Genomic DNA, 20,294 nt, shown 5'->3' with positions numbered 1-20,294 from the left:
GCGGGGGCGGGTGTAAGGGCTCGTACGGTGGAGCACGTGGCCCGGGGCGGAGGAGGTTCGGTGACGAGTGGTGGGGTGCGGGCGGTCGGAACCGTGGTGGCGGGGGCCTTGGCGGCGACCGGGGCGCTGCACGTGCTGTGGGCGGTGACGCCGTGGCCGTTGAGGACGCCGGAGGAGTTCGCGGACGCCGTGGTGGGGGCGGGCGAGGGGGTGCCGTCGGCGGCGGCCTGCGTCAGGGTGGCCGGGCTGCTCGGAACGGCCGCGTACCTGGTGGGGTCGGAGGCCGGGGTGCTCCCGGGGGTGGGGCCGGAACGGTTGCGGCGGGCCGGGGTGCGGACGGTGGCCGGGGTGATGCTGGCGCGCGGAGTGGGCGGGTTGGCGCTGTTCGGCGGGGTGATCGAGCGCTCGGAGCGGTTCCGGCGGCTGGACCGCCGGTACTACTCGCCCCTCTGCCTGGCGTTGGGGGCCGGAGCGGCCGCAGTAGGGTGGCGGGGTTCGTCCGCCACAAACTGTTGAGGAGTCCGCTGTGCTGGTGCTGTTGCCGCCCTCGGAGGGCAAGGCCGGGTCCGGGGACGGCGGGCCGGTGGCGCTGGACCGGCTGTCGCTGCCCGGGCTGACGGCGGCGCGCGGGGCGGTGCTGGACGCGCTGGTCGGCCTCTGCCGGGGTGACGAGGACACCGCCGCCGAGGTGCTGGGCCTCTCCCCGGGGCTGCGCGGCGAGATCGCCAAGAACGCGGGCCTGCCGACCGCCGGTGCCCGTCCGGCGGGCGAGGTGTACACCGGGGTGCTGTTCGACAACCTCGGCCTGGCCACCCTGGACCCCGCCGCCCACGGCCGGGCCGAGCGCTCGCTGCTGGTGTTCTCCGGCCTGTGGGGCGCGGTGCGGGTCTCCGACCGGATCCCCTCCTACCGCTGCTCGATGGGCGTCAAGCTGCCCGGGTTGGGGGCGCTCGGGGCGTACTGGCGGAGGGCGATGACCGCCGTGCTCCCCGAGGTGGCGGACGGGCTGGTGCTGGACCTGCGCAGCTCCGCGTACGCGGCGGCCTGGAAGCCGGCCGGCGAGGTGGCCTCCCGGACGGCGACCGTCCGGGTGCTGCAGGAGCGGAACGGCAAGCGCACCGTGGTCAGCCACTTCAACAAGGCGACCAAGGGCCGGCTCGTCCGGGACCTGCTGGTCGCCGGGGCCGAGCCGAAGACCCCCGGCGAGCTGATGGACGCGCTGCTGGAGCTGGGCCACCGCGTGGAGCTCGCCGCCGAGGGCACGGCACGCAAGCCGTGGCAGCTGGACGTGGTGGTCACCGAGGTGCACTGAGCGGCACCCCGGGGCCGGTCAGCGCAGGTGCGAGGTGTCGTTGAGCAGCCGCAGCGAGGCGTTGCCGTCCGCGTAGTACTGGACGGCGCAGATCGAGGCGGCGCTCAGCTCCATCCGGTACATCGAGTCCGGCGGGGCGCCGAGGGCCAGCCGGACCAGCGTCTTGATCGGGCTGACGTGCGAGACGACCAGCACGGTCTTCCCCGCGTAGCGGGCGATGATCTTGTCCCGGGCGACGCCCGCCCGGTGGGTGAGGGTGGTGAAGCTCTCGGTGCTGCCGGTCGGCTTGGCCTTGGCGGAGCCGAGCCAGGCCGCCAGGTCCTCCGGGTGGCGCTCCTGCACCTCGGCGAAGGTCAGCCCCTCCCAGTCGCCGAAGTCGACCTCGCGCAGCCCGTCCTCGTACCGGACCTCCAGGCCGAGCCGGGCGGCGACGGTCTCGGCGGTCTGCCGGGTGCGGCGCATCGGGGAGGCGACCACGGCCTGGATGCTGCCGCGCGCGGCGAGCGCCTCGGCGGCCCGCTCGGCCTGCCAGCGGCCCTTGTCGGAGAGTTCCGGGTCGCTGCCGCCGCTGCCGGAGAAGCGCTTCTCCGGGGTGAGCGGGGTCTCGCCGTGGCGCAGCAGGACGAAGGTGGTCGGGGTGCCGAGGTCGGCGGGGGCGGCCCAGCCGGCCTTGGGGGCGGGCGTCCGCAGCGGCGGCTCGTCGACGGCGGATGCGGAGGCGGCGGATGCGGAGGCGGCGGATGCGGAGGCCGGGACCTTCGGCTTGGGCTCCCACTGGCGCCCGGCCTTGCCCGCGTCCATCGCCTCGTTGGCCAGCCGGTCGGCGTCCTTGTTCCGCTCGCGCGGGATCCAGGTGTACGTGACCCGGCCGCGCGGGAAGACGGTCCGCGCCTCGGCGGCCAGCGGCTGCATGTCGGGGTGCTTGATCTTCCAGCGCCCGGACATCTGCTCGACCACCAGCTTGGAGTCCATCCGGACGTCCACCGAGGCGTCCGGGTCGAGCCCGCGGGCCGCCTTGAGCCCGGCGATCAGCCCCTGGTACTCGGCCACGTTGTTGGTGGCGTGGCCGATGAACGCGGCGGCCTCGGCGACGATCTGCCCGGTGTCCCCGTCACGGACCACCGCGCCGTAGCCGGCCGGCCCCGGGTTGCCCCGGGACCCGCCGTCCGCCTCGACGATGAAGCGCGCCGCCACCGGCTCAGACGCCCGAGTCGGCGGTGCGGACCAGGATCCGCGAGCAGTTCTCGCAGCGGACCACCTTGTCGGCCGGCTCGGCCTTGATGGCGTTCAGCTCGGTGATCGAGAACTCGGTGCGGCAGCCCTCGCAGCGGCGCTGGTAGAGGCGGGCCGCGCCGACGCCGCCCTGCGTCTCGCGCAGCTTGGTGTAGAGCTTCAGCAGGTCGGCCGGGATGACGGCGGCGACGGCCTCGCGGTCGCGCTTGACCTTCTCGGCCTCGGCGTCGATCTCGGCGAAGGCGGCGTCGCGGCGGCCCTCGGCCTCGGTGAGGACGACGGTGGAGTGCTCCAGGCGGGCGGACAGCTCCTCGACCCGGGTGTTGGCGCTCTCCTGGCGCTCCATGATCTCCAGCACGACCTCCTCGAGGTCGGCCTGGCGCTTGGCGAGCGAGCCGATCTCGTGCTGGAGGTTCTCCAGGTCCTTCGGCGAGGTGATCGCGCCGGAGTCCAGGCGCTGCTGGTTGCGGGCGGCACGGGTGACGACCTGCTCGACGTCCTGCTCGGCCTTGGCCAGCTCCCGGGCGGTGTCGCCCTTCTGGGCCTCGGCGGCGACGACGAGGTCCTTGAGCGCGGTGTGGTCGGCGGAGACCCGGTCGATCTCGGCGTGCTCGGGCAGCGTCCGGCGCCGGTGGGCCAGCTGGTCGAGCTTCGAGTCGATGGCCTGGAGGTCGAGCAGGCGGTTCTGGTCGGCGGGCGCGGCGTTCAAGCGGAGAGCTCCTGTGAATCGGGTCAGGCGGTGAAGGACATGGGGGCGTGCGCCGTCCACGGGTCGGTGACCCGGTGGGAGACCTTGGTCTCCACGGTCCAGCCGCGCTTGTCGGCGGCGGACTGCAGGGCGCGCTCGGCCAGGCCGAGCCAGGGCCACTCGGTGGCCCAGTGGGCGGCGTCGATCAGCGCGACGGGCGCCGCCTCGGCGGCCTCGGAGGCCGGGTGGTGGCGCAGGTCGGCGGTCACGTAGGCGTCCACGCCGGCCGCCCGGACGTCGGCGAAGAAGCTGTCGCCCGAGCCGCCGCACACCGCGACCCGGCTGACCAGCCGGTTCGGGTCGCCCGCGACGCGGACGCCGGCGGCGGTGGCCGGCAGACCCGCGGCGACCTGCGCGGCGAACGCGGACAGCGTCAGCGGGGGCTCCAGCAGGCCGATCCGGCCGCTGCCGCGGCGGCCCAGCGGGTCGGTCGGGTCCGGTACGAGCGGACCGGTCACCCGCAGGCCCACGGCCTCGGCGAGCGCGTCCGAGACGCCCGGGTCGGCGTGGTCGGCGTTGGTGTGGGCGACGTGCAGGGCGATGCCGTGGGTGATCAGCGTGTGCACCACCCGGCCCTTGAAGGTGGTGGCCGCCACGCTGGTGGTGCCGCGCAGGTAGAGGGGGTGGTGGGTGACCACCAGGTCGGCGCCCCACTCCACGGCCTCCTCGACGACCGCCTGCACGGGGTCGACGGCGAAGAGCACGCGGTCGACCTCGGCCTGAGGGTCTCCGCAGACCAGGCCGACGGCGTCCCAGGACTCCGCCCACTGCGGGGGGTAGACCTCTTCGAGCGCGGTGATGACGTCGGACAGTTTCGGCACCTGTCGAGACTACCGTGCGCGCGGGGGCGGTCGGGCCTCGGCCGTTCGCCGCACGGGTCGGCGCAGCGGTCGGTGCGGCCCGCCGCGACCCGGCGCGGCCGTTCGGACGGGGGTGCCGCGGGCGTACGGATGCGCGTCAACCTGCGGCGGAGGCGTGCGGGGCGGCCCGCGCGGGCCGCGCGCTCCGGTGCGCCCGGCGCCCGTTACTCACAGCAGGGTTCTCGTACGAATTCGAAACCGCGCTTGGATCACCCTTACGAGTGAAGTGACCGGCCCGGCGTTGAGGCTTCGGTTTTCTCGAAACTAACTTCAGTCCTGCGAACGGGAGTTGCCCCGCCAGTAGCCCCGTGTACGGGCGGCACGGCGTGGGCGCGGCCCGCCGGACCGGAGCGGTCCGGGCCCCCGGGGCGGGGCGCGACAGGAAACCGATCAGGCCGGGCCGGAGGCCGGGGTGCCCGAGCAGCGGGCACCCGGAGGCGGCGGCCGGGACGAAGGGATGTGGTGGCGGATGGGGGCGGGCACATCGCTGCGTACGGCCGGGGACAGGGGATCGGTGGGGCGCGGACCGGATGCGGCCGGTTCGTGGCCGGAGACGACGCGGGCGGCCCTGGCCGGCGCCGGCGACCGGGGAGGCCGCGGTGACTGGGACGTCACCGTCGGTGGTTTCTGGTGCACGGCCAGGCCGTCCGCGTCCTCGACCCCGCCCGCACAGGGGTGGAAGCTCCACGTGAGCGCGGCGTCGGTGGTGGGCGAGGAGGTGCTCTCGGCCGTCGTCCGGGTGCTCGCGGAGGACCCGTGCAGCTTCAAGTTCGCCGCCGCGCAGGAACGGCTGCGGGAACTCAACTCCCGCAACAGCGACCGCGGTTCGGCAGGCAAGTTCATCACCGTCTATCCGCTGGACGACGCGCAGTTCCAGCGGCTGGCGGCCGAGCTCGACCGGGCCACCGCCGGACTGCCGGGGCCGGTGGTGCTCTCCGACCGGCCGTACCGGCCCGGGAGCCGGGTGCACTACCGGTACGGCGCGTTCGCGCTGCCGGCGGAGCTGGGCAACGACGGGGAGTACCGGTCGGTGCTGCGCGGGCCCGGCGGGGAGCGGGCCGAGGACCTGCGCGGGGGGTCGTACCGGGCGCCGGGGTGGGCGCGGGATCCGCTGCGGGGCGGGGTGGGGTCGGCCCCCGGTGCGGGCTCCGCTGCGGTCACGGGCGCGGGCGGGGAGTCGGCCCCGGCTTCGGTTTCGGCCTCCACTTCGGCCCCGGTGTCTGCTTCGGCTTCGGGGCGGCGGAAGGGTGGGGTGCTGCTGGCCGGACGGTACGCGGTGACCGCCGCCGTGCGGCACGGCGCCAAGGGCGGGGTGTTCCTCGGGCGGGAGGCGTCGAGCGGCGCCGAGGTCGTGGTCAAGCAGGCCCGGGCGCACATCGAGGTCGACCGGGCCGGCACCGACGCCCGGGACGCGCTGCGCCACGAGGCCGCGCTGCTCGACCGGCTGAGCGGACAGGACCTGGCGCCGCGCGCCCTCGATGTGATCGAACAGGACGACTCCGTCTTCCTGGTGCAGGAACGAATCGCCGGACAGCCGCTCAGCAGCTGGGTCGCCGCCCGGCTGCGGCGCGACGGCCACCCCGACGTCGACTGGGCCGAGGCCGGACCGCTCGCGCACGCCCTCCTCGACCTGGTCGAGCGGGTGCACGCCCAGGGGCTGGTGCTGCGCGACCTCTCCCCCGGCAACGTCATGGTCCGCCCGGACGGCACCCTGCGGCTGGTCGACCTCGAACTCGCCGCCGAGGCCGGCCGGTCCGCCGGATCGGCCGGCACCCCCGGCTACCGCGCCCCCGAACACGGGCCGGGCCGGCTCGCCGCCGCGGGCACCTGCCTCGCCGACCCGGCCGTCGACCTGTACGCCCTCGGCGGCCTGTTCTTCCTGCTGGCCACCGGCCATGACCCGCTGCTGCCCGAGGACCTCCCACGGGCCCGCCCGGTCGCCGAGCGCCTCGGCCGCTGGCTCGCCCTCGCGGCGCGGTACGGGACGACGGCGGCCCGGCTGGCACCGGCGATACTCGGGCTCCGCGCCGAGGCACCCGAGCGGCGGTGGGCGATCGCCCGGGTGCGGGAGGCCCTGCGGGCGGACGCGGCGCCGCCCCGCGGCGCCGCGCGACCCGCCGTCGTCACCCCCCTCTGGCACGTCCCCGCCCACCGGGGCGCGGACGTGGAGCCCGCACCCCCGGGGACCGCGCGACCGCAGGCCGGCCGACCGCAGGCCCCCCGACCGGCCACCCCGGGCGACGCCGCCCCGCCCGTCGACCGCCCGCCGCTCGACCGCCTGCTGCACGACGGCCTGCGGCACGTCGCCGCCACCGCCACGCCGGAGCGGCGGGACCGGCTGTGGCCGGTGGTGCCCGCCGGCGAACGGACCGATCCGTGCAACGTGCAGCACGGCGCCGCCGGGGTGCTGGCCGTGCTGGCCCGGGCGGTCACCGCCGAGCGGCTGCCCGACGAGGTGCGGGCGCGGGCCGCGCGCACCGCCCGGACCGCCGCCGACTGGATCGAGCGGCGCGTCGCCGCCGAACCGGTGGTGCTGCCCGGACTGCACTTCGGACGGTCGGGGACGGCCTGGGCCCTGCTGGACGCCGCCCGCGCGCTGGGCGACGCCGCACTGGCCGACCGGGCCGCCGGGCTCGCCCGCCGGATCGCCGTCCGGTGGCCCAACCCCGACGTGTGCCACGGCGCGGCCGGCGCCGGGTTCACCCGGCTCCGCTTCGCCGCGGACGACTTCGCCGGCACGGAGTTCCTCGAACGGGCCGCGCACGGCGCCCGCGCCCTGCTCGCCGCCGCCCGCCGCGAGCCGTACGGGACCGTCTGGCCGGTGCCGCAGGACTTCGACTCGGCGCTCGCCGGGATCACCCACCTCGGCTTCGCCCACGGTGTGGCCGGGGTGGGCGCCTTCCTCCTGGCCACCGCCGGGGCCACCGGCGACCGCGCCCTGCTCGCCGGCGCCGCCGAGGCCGGGCACACGCTCGCCGCGACCGTACGGTGGGGTGCCGCACACCCGGGCGGCCCCACCGCCTGGTGGCCGCAGAGCGCGGGCGATCCGGAGCACATCCGGCTCGCGCACTGGTGCAGCGGCTCCTCCGGCGCCGGCAGCTTCCTGCTGCGGCTCTGGCGCGCCACCGGCGACACCGAAGCGCTCGACCTGGCCCGCGCGGCCGGCCGGGCCGTGCTGGCCGGCCGCTGGCACGGCGGGGCGAGCGCCTGCCACGGACTGGCCGGCGACGGCGAGTACCTGCTGGACCTCGCCGAGGCCACCGGCGATCCCGGATTCCGCTCCGGCGCCGAGCAGTTGGCCGCGCTCCTCGCCGCCCGCGCGGCCCTGCGCGACGGACTCCTGGTCCTCCCGGACGAGACCGGCACCGGCTGCGCCCCCGCCTACGGCACCGGCACGGCAGGCCCGCTGGCCTTCCTGCTGCGGCTGCGCCACGGCGGCCCCCGGCTCTGGCTGGACCCGCTCCCGCCCTCGGTCCGCCGTCTGCCTCCCCCGTCGAGCGGGGTGAACGGGTCGTGAACGTGGCCACCCGGACCGTGCCGCAGGCGCTGCGCCGGCTCAGCTTCACCTTCGCCGCCGACGGCGGCCACGCCGCCTGCCTGGCCGCCTCCGCCGACAGCGGCTGGTACGTGGAGAGTTGGCGGCTGCCGCAGGACGGCGCCCCGGCCGTGCCGCTCGCGCTGCCGCTGTCCGGCAACCGCTCGGAGAGCCTGCGCTCGCAGCTGGTCGCGCTGCCGGACGGCTCGGTGCTGGTCTGCCGGCACGACGGCGAGCGGCACGACCTGGTCCGCCTCCTGCCCGGGCCGTACGGATCGGGCGGCGGGGGTGGCACGGGCGGGCTGTACGGCGTCGGCGGCGCGAACGGGCTGTACGGCGTGCCCGAGTCGTCCGCCCCGCACGGCGAAACCGCGGCCGCGGAGCAGCCGTTGGGCTCCCTGCGGATGCCCGGACTGCGCCTGCTGCCGCTCCCGGTGCCGGAGGGCGCGGGCCCCCGGACCCCGGTGGCGGTCGCGCTCGGCACCGACACCCGCCCGGCGACCACCGCCTGGCTGGTCCGGACGGACGGCAGCGAGCCCGAACGGGTCGCCGAGATCCCCGGCCTGCACGGCGGCGGGGCCTGGCTGGACCGCGCGGGCGCCCTGCTCGCCCTGGACCGGGTGACCGCGGGCCTGGTCCGCAGCGTGGTGCTCGACCTGCGCAGCGGCACCGCCACCCCGCTGCTGGAGATCGGCGAGCACAGCAACGACCGCCTGGTGCTCTTCGACCCGGACAGCCGGTTCGCCATGGTGCGCAGCGACGCGCCCGGCACCGACCGGCTCGGCTGGGGCGTCCTCGGCGGCGGCGAGCCGCTGCGGTTCCCGGAGTGCCTGCACGTCGCGGGCATGTTCCTGCGGCCGGTCGCGCTGCGGCAGGCGGCCGACGGCCCCCGGGTCGCGGTGCAGATCGACCACGGCGCCGGGTCGGCGCTCGCCCTGTGGCGGCCGGCCGCCGGGCGGCTGGACCCGCTGCCGGTGCCGCCCGGACGCCTCGGCGCGGTCGGGCACTGGGACGCCGCCGGCCTGCGGATGCCCTACTCCTCGCCCGACCACCCGGCGGCGCTGGCCACCCTGGACGTGGACGCGCTGCTGGCGCACGGCCCGCTGCCGGCCGAGGCGGCCCCGATGCCCCTGCCGCTCCAACTCGCGCCGCTCTCCTCCGGACTGCCCGGTCCCTGGCGGGACACCGTCCTGCCCTGGCACCCCGGCGGGGTGCGCCCGGTCCGGACCCCGCCGTCCGGCTGGCGGCTGGACGGCAGCACCCCGCCCGGCGAGGGCGGCCGCTGGAAGTCCGCCCAGAGCCTCGAACTCGCGGGCCCGGCCGGCCCGTTGGAAGCGGTGGTGTACGGCGGCGACGCCTGGCTGAGCAGCCCGCACCTGGTACTGGCGCTGCACGGCGGCCCGGCCGACGCCTGGCGACTGGAGTTCGACCCCACCCTGCAGCGGATGGCCACCGAGGGGCTGGCCGTGGTCGCGCCCAACCAGCGCGGCTCCACCGGCTACGGCGTGGCGCACGCCCTGGCCATCCGCGGCGCCTGGGGCGGGCCCGACCTGGACGACGTGCTCTACCTGCTGGACGGCATCGCCGGGCAGCGGGCGGCGCTCGGCCTGGAGCCGCCCGCGCTCTTCGGGGTCAGCTACGGCGCGTTCCTGGCCCTGCTCGCGGCCGCGCACGCGCCGGCCGACCAGGTCGCCCGCTGCGCGGTGGTCGCCCCCTTCCTGTCGGGGGCCCGGCTGCTGGCCGAAGCGGCGCCCCCCGTCAGGGCGTTGACCACCCGGCTGGGCGGCGGCGAACCGATCGCCGACGCCCGCGGGCCGCGCGACGTCCTGCAGCTGGCGCACCGGCTCAGCGCGCCGCTGCTGGTGGTGCACGGCAACCGGGACGAGGTCGTACCGGTCAGCCAATCCCGTTCGCTGCGGCACGAGTTGCTGCGGATCGGCCGGATCGAGGGCGAGGACTTCCGTTACGTCGAGGCGGCCGGGTCCGGCCACGAGGTGCTCGCCGAGGAGGGCGCCGCCGTCCTCCACGAACTGCTGGCCGCGTTCCTGCGCACCGGCCGGCCGGGCTGAGCCGCCCGGCGTCCCCGCGTCCCCGCGGACGCCGGGCCGAGCGGCCCACCGGCGGCAGGCACCGCCCGGGCGGGCCGAGCGCCCGCCGCACCTTTCCCAGACTCCCGGGCCGACGCGGCCCGGGGCACCAACCCCGAGGCGGTGGACGGAGGCCGCCCGGGGTGCGAAACCCGGCGCCCGCCCGCAGATCGCGGCGGGCGCGACCTCAAGGGGAGGAACCGACCATGGAGCACACGGTGGACTTCGAGACCGACCTCGCGGCGCTGCAGGACCTGCCGGAGACCGAGTCCGTCGAGCTGACCGGCCACGGCAACGGCTGCCAGTACACCTGTCTCATCCTGACCTGCCTGCTCTTCACGGTCAGCTGAGCCTCCGGCAGCCGAGCCACCGGCTCGGCCGACGGCCGATCGGGCGGTAGCCATCCGGTGCCGTCCCCGCCTGTCCGGACAGGCGGGGACGGCACCCGCCTCGTTCGGTTGCGGGCTCGCGCCGCCACGGGTGGCCCTGCTCCTCGGTCCGGGTGAAATCCCGGCAGGCGGAGGTCAGTTGTCGGCGCCGGTGCGGACGGACCGCTCGCCCGCGCCGGTCCGGGCGCCCGTCACCCGGACGCCGTCGGCGGAGGACCGGGTGGAGCGGGTGGAGCGGAGCAACGGGCCTTCGCCGGCCGCCCGGGGAGGACGGCGGTCACCGCCGACCGCATCGGTTCCGTCGATCCCGCGCCGTCCGTACCGTTCGTCCTGTCCGTACCGCCCGCGCCGGCCGCGCCGTTCGTGCCCCGGACCGGCGCCGGGCTCGCATCATGATCTCGATAGGATCTCGTCCGTTCCGGCCGTTAGGGTGGCCGGGGCACGGGCCGCGATCACCGGCTACGGGCGCGTACCGAGCGCCCGATCGGGGACCCAGCCGAGCGCCACCGGTGCCGGACGGGCGCCGATGACCTGCACCCTCCGCACGGAAAAGACGATTTCTCATGTCCGACACCCTCACCGACACCACCGGACCGGCGCTCACCGGGACCGACGCCGACGAGAAGACGGCCGGGGACAGCGCGCACGGCCGTCACCGCGGCCGGTCCGCCGCCGACGACAGCCCGGAAGCCGACCCGCACGGCCGCCACCGCGCGGCCGCGGCGCAGGGCTGATCCGACCGCGCGAACACCGCGGACGTCGCGCACGCGCACGAGGGCCCGCCGAGGGGAGCAGCACTCCCCCGGCGGGCCCTCGGCGTCGCCGCCCGGGGCGCCGGGCCGGCCCTCAGCCCATCGTCACGACGGTCCGCAGCGCCTCGCCGCTGCGCATCTGCGCGATCGCGTCGTTGACGTCCGCCAGGCCCACCCGGTGGGTGATCATGCCGTCGAGGTCGATCCGCCCGGCCCGCCAGAGGTCCACGACGAGGGCGACCGTGCGGCCGACCGTCGCCCCGCCGTAGAGCGAGGGCAGCAGGCGCTTCTCGTTGAAGAACAGCTCGCCCATGGTGAACTGCGCGAGGTCGTCCTGCGCGCCCGCGCCGATGACGACCACGGCTCCGCCGCGGCGGGCCGCGTCGTAGCCGGCCCGGACGGTGGCGGCGCGCCCGACGGCCTCGAAGACGTAGTCGAAGCCGCCGCCGGGCAGCTTCCTGGCGACGGCCTTCAGGTCCTCGGGGGCGATCGCGTCGGTGGCGCCGAAGGCGAGGGCGCGCTCACGGCGGGAGGCGACCGGGTCGACGACGGTGATCCGGCCGGCGCCGCAGACCCGGGCGCCCTGCACGGTGGCGATGCCGACGCCGCCCGCGCCGATCACGGCGACGGAGGCACCGGGCTCGACCTCGGCGGTGTTGACGGCGGCGCCCACGCCGGTGGTGACGCCGCAGCCGATCAGCGCGGCGACCTCGTACGGGAGGTCGGCGGGCACCGGGATGAGGGCGTCGGCGGGGACCACCACCTCCTCGGCGAAGGCACCGGTGCCGTAGAAGCCGGAGGCGGTCACTCCGCCCTCCTCGATCCGGAAGCCGGGGGCGCCGAGCCGGCGGAGGCTGGCGACGCAGAGGTGTCCGCGGCCCCGTACGCAGTGGTCGCAGTGCCCGCAGGGGGCCATCCAGCAGAGCACCACGCGGTCGCCGACGGCGAAGCCGGTCACGTCCTCGCCGACCTCGACCACGTCCCCGGCCCCTTCGTGGCCGGGGACGAACGGAGCGGGCTGGGGCAGGACGCCGCTCATCGCGGAGAGGTCGGAGTGGCAGAGACTGGCGGCGCGCATCCGGACCCGGACGCTGCCGCTCCCGAAGCCGACCGCGGTCACGTCCGAGCGGACGTCGAGGGTCGCCTGGCCGGTCTCGTGCAGGATGGCTGCGCGCATGGTGCTGCTCCCCGGGGGCATCGTGTGACGCGGAGTGGATCCTCGGACGGGGCCGATTCTGGCACGGTCTCCGCACGCCAGGAGAACGGGTTCCACCCGGCACGGCACCGGGCCCGCAGCCCGGTCCGCCCTGATGCTCCCGGTCTCCCGGGGCCACCCGCGCCTCCCGCCACTACCGTCGAGTAGGGTCCCAGCACGTCCGTCCACGACACTCGACCCGGCCGGCCCGCTGCGGCCCGGTCCGGCCCGACCCCGAGGAGCACCGCATGTCCGACCTGCTGCAGAGCGCCCGCCCGGCGCCCGAGGTGCTGGCGGCGTTCGAGGCGGCCACCGGGTTCATGCCGGTGGACGAGGGGCTCGCCCTGTACGCGGCCGCGGTGACGGCGGCCCGCGGCACCGGCCTGCCCGTGCTGGAGATCGGCACCTACTGCGGCCGCTCGGCGATCCTGCTGGCGGCGGCGGCCCGGGAGACCGGGACGGTCGCGCTGACCGTGGACCACCACCGCGGCTCGGAGGAGCAGCAGCCCGGCTGGGAGTACCACGACACCTCCCTGGTCGACCCGGAGGTCGGCCTGATGGACACCCTGCCCCGCTTCCGCCGCACCCTGCACGCCGCCGGGCTGGAGGAGCACGTGGTGGCGCTGGTCGGCCGCTCGCCGCGGATCGCCGCGCTGTGGGGGCGTCCGCTCGGCCTGGTGTTCATCGACGGCGGGCACACCGACGAGCACGCGACCGGCGACTACGAGGGCTGGGTGCCGCACCTGGCGCCGGAGGGCCTGCTGGTGGTGCACGACGTCTTCCCGGACCCGGCGGACGGCGGCCAGGCCCCGTACCGGGTGTACCTGCGGGCGCTCGCCGAGGGCTTCGAGGAGGTCTCGGTGACCGGCTCCCTGCGCGTCCTGCGCCGCTCCACCCGCTGAGCCCCGCCCACTCTCCCCGTCCCCTGATCCCCGCGCCCCGCACCCGCCCGCCGGACGCCCGAACCGCCCCGGCCAGACCCCGCCGAGGAACCGGACCGCACGGATCCGCCGAGCCGCCCCACCGCCCGGTGCCGATGCTCTAACGTCGTGCCGGGGCTGTCGGTCGGGGGACCGAACGGTACGGTGGCCGCGCAGCACCAGGCAGAGCATCGGCGGACGGTGGGGGCCAGCAGCGACATGACGGACCAGCAGAACACCGCTCCGGCGGTCTGGGACCCCACGGCGCGCGGCGGTGCCGGTGGCTGGGTGCGCAACCCGCAGCGCCCGGCCGGGGACGGACCCGCCCCCGAGACGGCCGCGAGCCCCCAGCCGCCCGCCGCACCGCAGGCACCCGTCGACCCCCGTCTCGGCATGGTCGCCCCACCACCCCCGCCCGGTGGGCTCGGCGACCAGGGCCCGCCGCCGGGCGCCCGCCCGTACCTGGCCACCGCGCCCGGCTACGACCCGCCGACCGCGCCGATCCCCCGCGGCGCGACGCCTCCCCCGGCCGCCCCGCCCGCGGCCTCGCCGTTCCCCGCGCACGCGACCGCCCAGCCGCAGGCTCCGCAGCACCCGACCCAGCCGTTCCAGGCCCCGCCCTTCCCGGCCCCGCAGCAGCAGCCGTCCCAGGGCTACGGCTACCCCCAGCCGCCCGCCGCCCCGCCGCAGGCCCCGTACGGCGGCGGACCGGAGCACCCGGCCGGCCACCCCGCCGACTACCCCTCCGCCTACACCACCGCCGACGGCGACGACGAGGACCGCCCCGCCAACCGCAAGGCCCCGCTGCTGATCGGCTTCGCGCTGCTGCTGGTGCTGGCGATCGGCGGCGGCCTCGTGTTCGCCGCCAGGGACGGCGGTGCCAAGGACGGTCAGGCCGCGCCGGCCCCCGCCGGCACCCCGGCGAACGGCTCCGGCGCTCCGCCGCCCGCGCCCACCGGTACGGACACCGCGCCGAGCGGCGCCGCGAGCGCCCCGGCCTCGCCCACCGCCACGCCGTCGCCGACGGCGACCGGGGCCGGGCCCAACGCCCAGGCCCAGGCGCAGGCGCTGGACGGCCTGCTGAGCGAGGGCGAGAACGCCAAGGCCCCGATCGGCAGCGCCGTCGCCAAGGTGAGCAGCTGCCCGTCGAAGGCCGACATCGAGAGCGCGGCACAGGTGTTCGACAGCGGTGCCACCCAGCGCACCACGCTGCTGACCAAGCTCGGCCAGCTGAGCGTCTCGGACGTACCGGGCGGGGCGGAGGCGGTGAACTCGCTGAAGTCCGCCTGGCAGTTGTCCGCCGACATCGACAAGGCGTACGCGGCCTGGGCGCGCGCCGTCGCCGCCCAGGGCTGTTCCGGGCGGGCCCCGACCACCCAGGACAAGAAGCACGCGGACGAACTCAACCCGCAGGCCACCCAGGCGAAGACGGACTTCATGACCAAGTGGAACCCGATCGCGACCAGCTTCGGCCTGACCCCGCGCACCCAGGACAGGATCTGATCCACCCGTGACCGGCACCGCCCCCCGACCGCCCCGCCGCTCCGCCCCGCTGCGCGTCGCCACCGTGGTGGCCGCGGCCGTACCGCTCTGCACGGCGGGCTGGTTCGGCTGGCAGGCCCTGGACCACTCCGGCCCGGCCGGCGCCACGACCGCCGTCTCCCCCGCCCCGGCCACGGCGGGCGCCACCGGCACGCCCGCGGGCGCCGACCCCGGCGCCTCCCCGCTGCTGCCGCCCGTCGCCCCACCGCCCACCACCGACGCCCCGGCGGCCGGGACGTCCGCGCCCGCGCCGACGGCGCCCCCCACCCCGACCGCCGGCGCCACCCCCACCCCGACCGCCGCGGCGGCGAACAGCCTGGCCGGCCGCACCGTCCTGCTCGACCCCGGGCACAACCCCGGCAACGCCGCGCACTCCGCCGAGATCAACCGTCAGGTGGACATCGGCAACGCCCGCAAGGAGTGCGACACCACCGGGACGGAGACCAACGCCGGCTACACCGAGGCCGAGTACACCCTGGACGTCTCCCGCCGGGCCCGCGAGATCCTGGCCGCCCGGGGCGCCACGGTGGTGCTGACGCAGGACGGCGACCGCCCCTGGGGCCCGTGCATCGACGAGCGCGCCCGGGCCGGTGCGGACGCGCACGCCGACGTCGCGGTCTCGGTGCACGCGGACGGCGGCCCGGCGAGCGGCAGCGGCTTCCACGTGATCATGCCCGCCACGGTGGTGGCCGGGAAGGCGAACACCACCGCGATCGTCGAACCCTCGCACCGGCTGGGCCTGCTGCTGCGCGATCACTTCCGCACCGCGACCGGCGAGCCGTACGCCGACTACATCGCCGACCAGGGCCTGGACACCCGCTCCGACCTGGGCGGCCTCAACCTGTCGACCGTCCCCAAGGTGTTCATCGAGTGCGGTAACATGCGCAACTCGACGGACGCGAAGCGCATGACGGACCCTCAGTGGCGCCGGCAGGCGGCCCAGGGGATCGCCGACGCGCTGACCGCGTACCTGACGACTCCATAAGAACTCGACGACCCAGTACGGAAGTCGAGCCGCAGACCCCGGCGGACGAGCTCCGCCCGGCCCGCGCGGTTTGCAACGACTTCGCCCCATTCCCGGGTCCCGCCGTGCACCGGCAGGACGGTTGGGCCTAGGCTTCTGGTCCGTTCGGGAGTTTCGGCCGGTCAGCCCGACCGCACGAAGCACCGTCCACGACACGTCAACGAGGGGAACGTTAGTGAATCTGCGCGCTCTCACCAGGGGAGACGCCGCCGTCGCAGGCGCGGCCGTCCTGCTCTTCATCGCCTCCTTCCTGCCCTACTGGACCGTGGACTGCAGCGGTCCGTACTGCGGGGACACCTCGCAGAACGCGTGGAGCACCCAGCTGTTCCCCATCCTGCCCTCGATCTACCTGCTGGGCATCGCCGCAGCCGTGCTGATCCTGGTGCAGCGCTTCCAGGGCCCGGCGGGCGCCAACCGCCAGGTGCTCGGCCTGCGGCTGGACCAGTGGGGCATCGCCTTCGCGGTGGCGGCGCTGTGGACCGCGATCTGGGCGCTGGGCGGCGGCCCCTCCGGCTCCCGCCTGAGCCACGGCTTCGGCGCCTGGCTCGGCTTCATCTCGCTGATCGTGCTGGCCGGTGCCGCCGCGGCCGGGCCGCTGGTCCCCGCGCTGAAGGCCCCGCTGGTCACCGACCGCCCGGCCGCGCCCTACCAGGGCGGCTACCCCGTGCCGGGCCAGCCCGGCCACCCGGGTGCCCCCGGTCAGCCCGGCCAGTACGGCTACCCGGCGCAGGGCCACGACCCGGCGTTCGGCGCCCAGCCGGCCGGCGGCTACGGCTACCCGGCCGGCGGCCAGCCGCAGCACGGTCAGCCGGTCCAGCCCGGTCAGCCGCAGGACGCCGGCGCGCCGGCCCCGCAGCCGGCCGCGGCCGCCCCGGCGGCGGACTTCCAGCCGTACTGGTTCGCCGTCCCGGCGCCGCGCCAGCTCGCCCCGAAGGACAACCCGGCCGGTGCCCCGGTCGGCGAGGTCGTGCCCGGCACCTGGTACCTGGCCGTCGAGCAGCGCGGCACGGCGCTGGTCGCCCAGCTGGCGGACGGCACCCAGGGCCTGCTGAACGACACCACCGGCCTGCAGCGCGGCTGACGTCCCGGACGCGGCCGACGGCACGACGGAGAAGGGGGCGGGACCGGAGAACCGGTCCCGCCCCCTTCCGCGTGTCCGCGCTCGGGCGGGGGTCCTTTACCACCCGCCACGTTCGGCGGTGGTCCTTACCACCCACCCCGCTCGGCGGCGGCCCCGGACCACCCACCCCGCTCGGCGGCGGCCCCGGACCACCCACCCCGCTCGGCGACGGCCCCGGACCACCCTGGTCGGCGGCGGTCCGGGGCCGCCCCGCTCAGCAGCAGTCCTGGACCACCAGCCCGGCGGGCAGCTGGTCCCCGCCGAAGACCGCGACCGTCGCCGGGTCCCCGCCGAGGGCGGCCACCGCGAGCAGCAGCGCCCCGGCCGTCCAGGTGGTGCGCTCCTCCGGCCAGATCGCGTCGTCCTCGAAGACGTACCCGGTCCAGTACGAGCCGTCCTCGTGCCGCAGGTGCTTCTGGATCCAGCGCAGGATGTCCACCGCGCGGTCGGACTGCCCGATCGCCCAGAGCGCCAGGGCGAGTTCGGCGCTCTCGCCGCCGGTCACCCACGGGCGGTCGCTGACGCAGCGCACGCCGAGGCCGGGGACGACGAAGCGCTCCCAGTCCCGCTCGATCCGGGCCACCGCGGCGTCGCCGCGCAGGCCGGTGCCGAGCACCGGGTAGTACCAGTCCATCGAGTAGCGGTCCTTGTCCAGGAACCGCTCGGGGTGGTGGGTGATGGCGTGCCGCAGCCGGCCGGCCGCGAGCTCCCAGTCGGGCTGCGGCTCCTCCAGGTAGTCGGCGATGGCCAGCCCGCAGCGCAGCGCGTGCAGGATGCTGGACGAACCGGTGAGCAGCGCCTCGTCGGTGGCGCCGCCGTCCTCGTCGACCCGCCAGGCGATCGGGCCGCCGGGCAGCCGCAGCGAGACGATGAAGTCCAGGGCGCGCCGGACCACCGGCCAGATCCACTCCAGGAAGGCGTCGTCGCCGGCGCTGAGGTGGTGGTGCCAGACGCCGACCGCCACGTAGGCGCAGAAGTTGCTCTCCTTGGCCCGGTCGGTGACCACGCCGTCGGTGTACGCGGCGTACCAGGAGCCGTCCGGGTTCTGGGTGGCGGCGAGCCAGCGGTAGGCGGCCTCGGCGGCGGCGTGCTCGCCGGCCGTGTCGAGCGCCATCGCGGCCTCGGTGTGGTCCCACGGGTCCAGGTGGTGCCCGGCGAACCACGGTATGGCGCCGTCCGGCCGCTGCTCGGCGAGGATGCTGCGCACGGTGGCGGCGGCCTGCTCGGCGTCCAGCACGCCGTCGAGGAGCAGCACCTCGGGGACGGCGGCGGTCACGCCGCGCCGCCCGGGGCGCGGTTCGGCTTGGAGGCGTACGCGACGAAGCTCTTGCCGATGACGGGGTTGAGCGCGCGCTCGGCGGCCTTGGTGAGGGTGCTGATCACCGGGGTGCCGACGATGTCCCAGACCAGCAGCTGGTGGTAGGCCTTGACCGGCAGCGCCTTGTCGTTGTTCACGCCGACCGCGCACTTGATCCACCAGTACGGCGAGTGCAGCGCGTGCGCGTGGTGGGTGCCGTACGGCTCCAGGCCGGCGTCCTTGAGCTTGCCGAGCAGCTCGTCGCCCCGGTAGATCCGGATGTGGCCGCCCTCGACCTCGTGGTACTCGTCGGACAGCGCCCAGCAGATCTTCTCGGGCAGCCAGCGCGGCACCGTGACGGCGAGCAGGCCGCCCGGCTTGAGGACCCGGAACATCTCGTTGAGCACGCCCTTGTCGTCCGGGATGTGCTCCATCACCTCGGAGATGATGATCTTGTCGAAGTACTCGTCCTCGAACGGCAGCGCCAGCGCGTTGCCCTCCATCGCGACCGCCGACGCGCCCTCGGGGGCCTCACCGGCCTGCTCCATCGCCGCGAACCACTTCCTGACCTCGGCGATCTCCTCGGCGTTCTGGTCGAGGGCGATCACGTTGGCGCCGCGGCGGTAGCACTCGAACGCGTGCCGGCCCCCGCCGCAGCCCAGGTCGAGCACCCGGTCGCCGGGGGCGAGCGGGAAGCGCGAGAAATCGACGGTCAGCACTGCAGGACTCCCATTCCTATTGCTACCAAGCGTCCTTGACGCTTCGTCACGCTTCGTCGGGCGGCGCGCGCCCGGGGCGGCGGTCCGCGTCGGCGCACCCTGCCGGGCGGCCGACGCCGCGGCTAGGCCACGTACCGCCAGCCGGGCCCGGAGCGGGCCCGGGCGCCCACGCCGGTGGCGATCGCCGCGCGGTAGGCCTCGGCGGTCAGCTCGGCGGCCCGCTCCCAGGTGAACCGGGCCAGCACCCGCTCCCGTCCGGCCGCGCCCAGCTCGGCCCGCAGCTGCGGGTCGTCCAGCAGCCGGCCGAGCGCGGCGGCCAGCGCGTCCGCCTCCCCCGGCGGTACGGCCAGGCAGGTCTCCCCGTCCGGCCCGGCCACCTCGGGGATCGCCCCGCCGGTGGTGGCCACCAGCGGGGTGCCGGTGGCCATCGCCTCGGCGGCGGGCAGCGAGAAGCCCTCGTACAGGGACGGGACGCAGGCCACCTCGGCCGAGCGGTAGAGGTCGACCAGTTCCTCGTCGGTCAGTCCGCTGCGGAACTCGATGTGCTCCGCCAGCCCGAACCGGCGCACCGCCTCGGCCACCGGCCCGTCCTCCTTCTGCGGCTTGCCGACCACCACCAGGTGGGCGTCCCGCTCGGTGCGGACCTTGGCGAGCGCCTCGACCAGGAACACCAGGCCCTTCAGCGGGACGTCCGCGCTGGAGGTGGTGACGATCCGGCCGGGCACCCGCTCGACCGCGTCCGAGGGGGACCACAGCCGGGTGTCGGCGCCGATCGGCACCACCGAGATCGCGCCGGACGCGGCGCCCAGGTGCTCGGCGATCTCGCGCTGCGAGGTGCCGGAGACGGTGATCACCCGGTCCAGCCGGGCGGCCACCCGGCGCTGCATCCGGGTGAAGGCGTACCAGCGGCGCAGCGACAGCCGCTTGAGCCGGGTGGCTGCCGCGTCCAGCTCCAACTGCCGGTCCACGGTGATCGGGTGGTGGATCGTGGTGACCAGCGGGAAGCCGTGCCGGGCCAGGCCCAGCAGGCCGTACCCGAGCGTCTGGTTGTCGTGCACCACGTCGTAGCGGCCCTTGTGGGCGGCCAGGTACCGGCGGGCGCGCAGCGAGAAGGTCAGCGGCTCGGGGAAGCCGCCGGTGCGCATGGTGGCGAACTCCAGCACGTCCACCGGGCCGCGGAACTCGCCGGGGGCGGGGGTGCGGAAGGGGTCGTCGGCGCGGTAGAGGTCCAGGCTCGGCAGCTCGACCAGGCGCACCGAGCCGGGGCCCTCGACCTCGTCCAGCACCGGGTACGGCTGGGCGCCGATCACGTCCACGTGGTGTCCCAGCCTGGCCAGCTCACGCGAGAGGTGCCGTACGTACACGCCCTGACCGCCGCAGAAGGGGTCCCCGCGGTACGACAGCAGGGCAATCCGCAGCGGCTGCGCGGTCATCCTGGGCCCTCTTCTCTAGCTGCTATCTGAGCTGCCGGTCGGTGCTTCCGGTCGCTAAAGTAGATCAGGTTTCAGCGGCTGTGGAACTCGTCATCGACCACGTGAACAATGAGAGACCTCGAAGATAC

Annotated in this window: 17 protein-coding genes; 10 read left to right on the top strand and 7 right to left on the bottom strand. The window is 76.2% G+C overall.

Annotated elements, in window-relative coordinates:
• Nucleotides 1–60: 60 nt before the first annotated feature.
• Entirely contained in the window at nucleotides 61–516 is a 456-nt protein-coding gene (locus tag ACZ6Y7_RS16845) for a DUF3995 domain-containing protein (RefSeq protein ID WP_465758631.1), read from the top strand.
• Between the two features lie 10 nt (nucleotides 517–526).
• Nucleotides 527–1,312, top strand: a complete 786-nt coding sequence (gene yaaA, locus ACZ6Y7_RS16840; protein ID WP_465758630.1) for a peroxide stress protein YaaA — start codon at nucleotides 527–529, stop codon at nucleotides 1,310–1,312.
• An 18-nt stretch (nucleotides 1,313–1,330) separates the two neighbouring features.
• Here the strand turns inward: yaaA and ACZ6Y7_RS16835 are convergent, their stop codons facing one another.
• The 3 genes from ACZ6Y7_RS16835 to ACZ6Y7_RS16825 are packed head-to-tail and all read right to left on the bottom strand — an operon-like array spanning nucleotide 1,331 to nucleotide 4,114.
• Complete coding sequence (locus ACZ6Y7_RS16835) at nucleotides 1,331–2,506, bottom strand: bifunctional RNase H/acid phosphatase (protein WP_465758629.1); 1,176 nt, start codon at nucleotides 2,504–2,506, stop codon at nucleotides 1,331–1,333.
• 4 nt (nucleotides 2,507–2,510) lie between these two features.
• Entirely contained in the window at nucleotides 2,511–3,254 is a 744-nt protein-coding gene (locus tag ACZ6Y7_RS16830; RefSeq protein WP_465758628.1) for a zinc ribbon domain-containing protein, read from the bottom strand.
• A 23-nt stretch (nucleotides 3,255–3,277) separates the two neighbouring features.
• Nucleotides 3,278–4,114, bottom strand: coding sequence for a Nif3-like dinuclear metal center hexameric protein (locus ACZ6Y7_RS16825; RefSeq protein ID WP_465758627.1), 837 nt, complete (start codon nucleotides 4,112–4,114; stop codon nucleotides 3,278–3,280).
• A gap of 496 nt (nucleotides 4,115–4,610) precedes the next feature.
• On the opposite strand from ACZ6Y7_RS16825, the gene lanL reads away from it, so the two are divergent.
• The 4 genes from lanL (at nucleotide 4,611) to ACZ6Y7_RS16805 (ending at nucleotide 10,898) form a co-directional block, all read left to right on the top strand.
• Nucleotides 4,611–7,670 carry a class IV lanthionine synthetase LanL gene (gene lanL, locus ACZ6Y7_RS16820; RefSeq protein ID WP_465758791.1) on the top strand — a complete coding sequence of 1,020 codons (3,060 nt, stop codon included), beginning with the start codon at nucleotides 4,611–4,613 and terminating at the stop codon, nucleotides 7,668–7,670.
• On the top strand, nucleotides 7,667–9,757 hold the full coding sequence (locus ACZ6Y7_RS16815; protein ID WP_465758626.1) for an alpha/beta hydrolase family protein: 2,091 nt from the start codon (nucleotides 7,667–7,669) through the stop codon (nucleotides 9,755–9,757). The genes lanL and ACZ6Y7_RS16815 overlap by 4 nt, the downstream gene beginning before the upstream one ends.
• A 224-nt stretch (nucleotides 9,758–9,981) precedes the next feature.
• On the top strand, nucleotides 9,982–10,125 hold the full coding sequence (locus ACZ6Y7_RS16810; RefSeq protein WP_465758625.1) for a VenA family class IV lanthipeptide: 144 nt from the start codon (nucleotides 9,982–9,984) through the stop codon (nucleotides 10,123–10,125).
• Nucleotides 10,126–10,727: 602 nt separating this feature from the next.
• Nucleotides 10,728–10,898 carry a hypothetical protein gene (locus tag ACZ6Y7_RS16805; protein ID WP_465758624.1) on the top strand — a complete coding sequence of 57 codons (171 nt, stop codon included), beginning with the start codon at nucleotides 10,728–10,730 and terminating at the stop codon, nucleotides 10,896–10,898.
• Between the two features lie 112 nt (nucleotides 10,899–11,010).
• Here ACZ6Y7_RS16805 and ACZ6Y7_RS16800 read toward each other — a convergent pair whose 3' ends face one another.
• Complete coding sequence (locus ACZ6Y7_RS16800) at nucleotides 11,011–12,093, bottom strand: alcohol dehydrogenase catalytic domain-containing protein (RefSeq protein ID WP_465758623.1); 1,083 nt, start codon at nucleotides 12,091–12,093, stop codon at nucleotides 11,011–11,013.
• A gap of 266 nt (nucleotides 12,094–12,359) precedes the next feature.
• On the opposite strand from ACZ6Y7_RS16800, the gene ACZ6Y7_RS16795 reads away from it, so the two are divergent.
• The 4 genes from ACZ6Y7_RS16795 (at nucleotide 12,360) to ACZ6Y7_RS16780 (ending at nucleotide 16,678) form a co-directional block, all read left to right on the top strand.
• Nucleotides 12,360–13,013 carry a class I SAM-dependent methyltransferase gene (locus tag ACZ6Y7_RS16795; RefSeq protein ID WP_465758622.1) on the top strand — a complete coding sequence of 218 codons (654 nt, stop codon included), beginning with the start codon at nucleotides 12,360–12,362 and terminating at the stop codon, nucleotides 13,011–13,013.
• A gap of 237 nt (nucleotides 13,014–13,250) precedes the next feature.
• The gene (locus tag ACZ6Y7_RS16790) at nucleotides 13,251–14,534 is read left to right on the top strand and encodes a hypothetical protein (protein ID WP_465758621.1); all 1,284 of its coding nucleotides are present in this window, start codon (nucleotides 13,251–13,253) and stop codon (nucleotides 14,532–14,534) included.
• Between the two features lie 7 nt (nucleotides 14,535–14,541).
• Nucleotides 14,542–15,558, top strand: a complete 1,017-nt coding sequence (locus ACZ6Y7_RS16785; RefSeq protein ID WP_465758620.1) for an N-acetylmuramoyl-L-alanine amidase — start codon at nucleotides 14,542–14,544, stop codon at nucleotides 15,556–15,558.
• 214 nt (nucleotides 15,559–15,772) lie between these two features.
• Entirely contained in the window at nucleotides 15,773–16,678 is a 906-nt protein-coding gene (locus ACZ6Y7_RS16780; protein ID WP_465758619.1) for a hypothetical protein, read from the top strand.
• 253 nt (nucleotides 16,679–16,931) lie between these two features.
• Here ACZ6Y7_RS16780 and ACZ6Y7_RS16775 read toward each other — a convergent pair whose 3' ends face one another.
• From ACZ6Y7_RS16775 to ACZ6Y7_RS16765, 3 genes are all read right to left on the bottom strand, one after another.
• Nucleotides 16,932–17,993 carry a prenyltransferase/squalene oxidase repeat-containing protein gene (locus tag ACZ6Y7_RS16775; RefSeq protein WP_465758618.1) on the bottom strand — a complete coding sequence of 354 codons (1,062 nt, stop codon included), beginning with the start codon at nucleotides 17,991–17,993 and terminating at the stop codon, nucleotides 16,932–16,934.
• Nucleotides 17,990–18,733 carry a class I SAM-dependent methyltransferase gene (locus ACZ6Y7_RS16770; protein ID WP_465758617.1) on the bottom strand — a complete coding sequence of 248 codons (744 nt, stop codon included), beginning with the start codon at nucleotides 18,731–18,733 and terminating at the stop codon, nucleotides 17,990–17,992. The genes ACZ6Y7_RS16775 and ACZ6Y7_RS16770 overlap by 4 nt, the downstream gene beginning before the upstream one ends.
• A gap of 122 nt (nucleotides 18,734–18,855) precedes the next feature.
• Nucleotides 18,856–20,166: a glycosyltransferase family 4 protein gene (locus tag ACZ6Y7_RS16765; protein WP_465758616.1), complete on the bottom strand. Its 1,311-nt coding sequence runs from the start codon at nucleotides 20,164–20,166 to the stop codon at nucleotides 18,856–18,858.
• Nucleotides 20,167–20,294: the final 128 nt, after the last annotated feature.

The organism is Kitasatospora sp. NPDC053308 (assembly GCF_055585785.1).
This window is presented reverse-complemented; position numbering and strand designations above follow the sequence as displayed.